Annotated in this window: 4 protein-coding genes; all 4 read right to left on the minus strand. The window is 71.7% G+C overall.

The features are described from left to right. Positions 1-136: 136 nt before the first annotated feature. Positions 137-313 (minus strand): excalibur calcium-binding domain-containing protein, encoded by a 177-nt coding sequence (locus tag AC2W7G_RS12005; protein ID WP_485868646.1) that lies wholly within the window; start codon positions 311-313, stop codon positions 137-139. Positions 314-489: 176 nt separating this feature from the next. Then, a complete protein-coding gene (locus AC2W7G_RS12010; protein WP_485868647.1) occupies positions 490-2,148 on the minus strand; it encodes a catalase in 1,659 nt (552 codons plus the stop codon). A gap of 78 nt (positions 2,149-2,226) precedes the next feature. Further along, entirely contained in the window at positions 2,227-3,159 is a 933-nt protein-coding gene (locus tag AC2W7G_RS12015) for an NADP-dependent oxidoreductase (RefSeq protein WP_485868648.1), read from the minus strand. Next, the coding region (locus AC2W7G_RS12020) for a hypothetical protein (protein WP_485868649.1) at positions 3,156-3,498 on the minus strand (343 nt) is incomplete at its 5' end. The genes AC2W7G_RS12020 and AC2W7G_RS12015, both read right to left, overlap by 4 nt.

Below are 3,498 nucleotides of genomic sequence, written 5' to 3' on the forward strand. Positions count from 1 at the left end.
CGCAGGAGGCGCGCCGTCGCGCCAAACGCGAAGGCCGCCGCCGCGAAGGCCGCACCGCGGCGTCAGGCCCCGGTGTGCGGCCGCTGCTTCGTGCAGCTGCCGCTCAGCGGCGTCTGCGACACCTGCGACTGACGACTCAGCGCTTCTCGCAGGCGATGCCGTCCTTGTCGCGGTCGCGCTTCTTGTTGGCGTTGTAGATCTTCTTGCTGCGCTTGAAGTTCGTGACCGGCGTGCCGGACGTGCGGTCGCGGGCTCCCGGCTTGCCGACGCCGTGCTGGTAGGTCTTGTTCAGCTGCGTGCAGTTCTTGAACACGCGCGGGCCGGCGTCGGCCGTGGTGGCCGGACCGACCGCGAGGCCGGCGCGACGACGGCGGACAGGACGAGGGGCAGCACACGACGCACGAGGACCTCCGGGACAGATGCGGGACGAACCCGTCGATCCTCACCCCGGAGGCCCTGCGTGCGGGTGGTTTTCGCGAACTTTCGCGGCTAGCGGGTGACCACCACGTGCTCGTCGGGCACGCAGTGCGTCATCATCAGTCCCTCGACGTCGCGCGGCCCGTTGCTGCCCAGGCTCTTCACCCGCTGCAGCTCGTCCTCGGAGAGCGTCTGGCTCTGCAGCGGCGGCAGGTCACGGACGTCGTCGGCGCTGATGCCGAGGCCGTCACCGACCCGCTGACCGAGCTCGTCGTCGCACAGGAAGAAGTGCCACACCATGCGCTCCTGCACCTCGCGGACCGCCTGGCCGATGTTCGCCACGAGGTTGGCGACCAGGTCGTCCTTCTCCCACTGCTCCATCAGCTGGTAGCGCTGCCCGGCCTGCGTGTAGTCGTTCGTGCGCGGGATGCGCTTGCGGGTGAGGCGCCCGACGATCTCCGGGCCCCGCTCGTCGTGCGTCGGCGCCTGGCCCTCGCGCAGGCCGCCGGTGATCGAGGGCTCGTAGTTCACGTGCGGGTTCTCGCCGCGCTGGTCCGGGCCGTACGACATCTGCCCGCCCATCTGGTTCGTGGCGACCTGGGCGTTCTTGGCCGAGTTGACCGGCAGCTGCAGGTAGTTCGGGCCGACGCGGTAGCGCTGCGTGTCGCTGTAGGAGAACGTCCGGCCGACCAGCATCTTGTCGTCGGAGAAGTCCAGGCCGTCCACCAGCACGCCGGTGCCGAAGCTGATCTGCTCGTTCTCGGCGTGGTGGTCGCTGACGTTGCGGTTCAGCACCATGCGGCCGACGACCTTCGGCTCGAACTCGTTCTCCGGCCACACCTTCGTGTCGTCGAGCGGGTCGAAGTCGAGCTCGGGGTGCTCCTCGTCGCTCATGAGCTGCACGCGCAGCTCCCACTCGGGGAAGTCGCCGTGCTCGATCGCCTCGTACAGGTCCTTGCTGGCGTGGCCGAGGTCGGTCGCCTGGATCGCGGCGGCGTCGGCCTCGGTGAGGCTCTTCACGCCGATCTTCGGGATCCAGTGGTACTTGACCAGGTGGGACTCCCCCTGCTCGTTGATCCACTTGTAGGTGTTGACCCCGAAGCCCTGCATCGTCCGGTAGTTGGCCGGGATGCCGCGCGGGCTGAACAGGTTGACCAGCATGTGCATCGCCTCGGGCGTCTGCGACATGAAGTCGAAGATGCGCGCCGGCTCCTGGCGGAACGTGATCGGGTCCGGCTTGAGCGCGTGGATGACGTCGGGGAACTTGATCGCGTCCCGGATGAAGAACACGCCCAGGTTGTTGCCGACCAGGTCCCAGTTGCCGTCCTCGGTGTAGAACTTCACCGCGAAGCCGCGTGGGTCGCGGGCCGCCTCGGACGAGTCGCGGCCGCCGATGACGGTGGAGAAGCGGATGGCGACGTCGGTGCGCTTGCCCTGCTCCTGGAAGAGCTTGGCCCGGGTGTAGCGCGAGATCGGCTCGTCGCCCCACGTGCCGTCGGCCTCGAAGTAGCCGTACGCGACGAATCCCCGGGCGTGGACCACACGCTCGGGGATCCGCTCGCGGTCGAAGTGGCTGATCTTCTCCAGGAACTGGTAGTTCTCCAGCGTCGCCGGCCCGCGGGCGCCGACGGTGCGCTGGTTCTGGTTGTCGTGGACGGGATGACCCTGCCGGGTGGTGAGGATCCGGCGGTCGTCGCCCTCGGCGGGCGGCTGCGCTGCGACGTCGGTCATGGGGTCGTCCTTCCTGCGGGAGGTCCGGTTCCCCCGGGCCGTACCCCGCTCGGGCGTCCTGAACCGCCGCGCCGAGGATCAGCCCACGGTCAGGACGATCTTCCCGCGCGCGTGCCCCTCCATCGACTCGCGCCAGGCGTCCGCGGCTCGCTCCAGCGGGTAGGTGGACGCGATCGGCACGCGCAGCTCGCCGGCGTCGGCGAGCGTCGCCAGGGCGGCGAGGTCGTCGACGTCCGGGTGCACGAAGACGTACGTGCCGCCGAGCTCGGCCACGCCCGGGTCGATGATCGAGGCGACGCGTCCCTGGTGCTGGTCGGCCAGCACGTCCGGCGCGGACGCCAGCGCGTCCTCGCCCCGGGTGTCCAGCACCGCGGTGACGCCGTCGGGGACCAGGGCGCGCACGCGCTCGGCCAGGCGTCGCCGTACTCGACCGGCTCCGCACCGAGCTCGCGGACGAAGTCGTGGTTGCGCGGCGAGGCGGTGCCGACTGACCCGGGCGCCGCGCGCGGCGGCGATCTGGACCGCGAACACGCCCACGCCGCCCGAGGCGCCGTGCACCAGCACGACGTCGTCGGCGCCGACCTGCAGGGCGTCCTCGAGGGCCTGGAAGGCGGTGAGCCCGGCCAGCGGCACGGCGGCGGCCTCCTCGAACGACAGCGAGGTCGGCTTGAGCGCCAGCGTGGCGCGCGGCGCGGCGACCTGCTCGGCGTACGTGCCGCCGTGCACGGCGTCCTTGCGCAGGTAGCCGTAGACCTCGTCGCCGACCTTCAGGTCGTGGTTCGCCGGGCCGACCTCGGTCACCACGCCGGCGACGTCCCAGCCCGGCACGACCGGGAAGAAGACGTCCAGCGCCGAGTCCAGCCCGCCGGACGCGAGCTTCCAGTCGACCGGGTTCACCGACGCCGCGCGGACCGAGACGCGGACCCAGTCCGGGCCCACCTTGGGGTCGTCGACGTCGCCGTACGTCAGGTTCTCCGGGCCGCCGTACTGCGTGTAGGTGACCGCCTTCACCGCGGGTCCTCGTCGGTCAGGTCCTCGATGGACGCCTCGACGTCGGGCCCGCTGCTGTAGGCGACCTCCTCCTGCCTCTCGACGTGGTCGTCGTCGGCGGTCGTCCCGGTGGCGGACGGGGCGGACCCGCTCGCGCCCGGGGACGACCCGGCGGCGCTGCCCTCGGGGGCCGGTCCGGCGCCCGGCGACGGCGCGAGTACATCGGGTTCTCCGCGTCCTCGCCCTGGCCGCTGGTGCCGGGCGCGGGGACGCCCGGGACGTCGTCGGGCGCGGGTCCGGCGTCCGGGCTGGGGGCCGAGTACATCGGGCGTGCTCGCGGCGGCGGTAGCGCCGGCGCGC

This window comes from Aeromicrobium sp. PFPM2_SD2 (assembly GCF_057364525.1).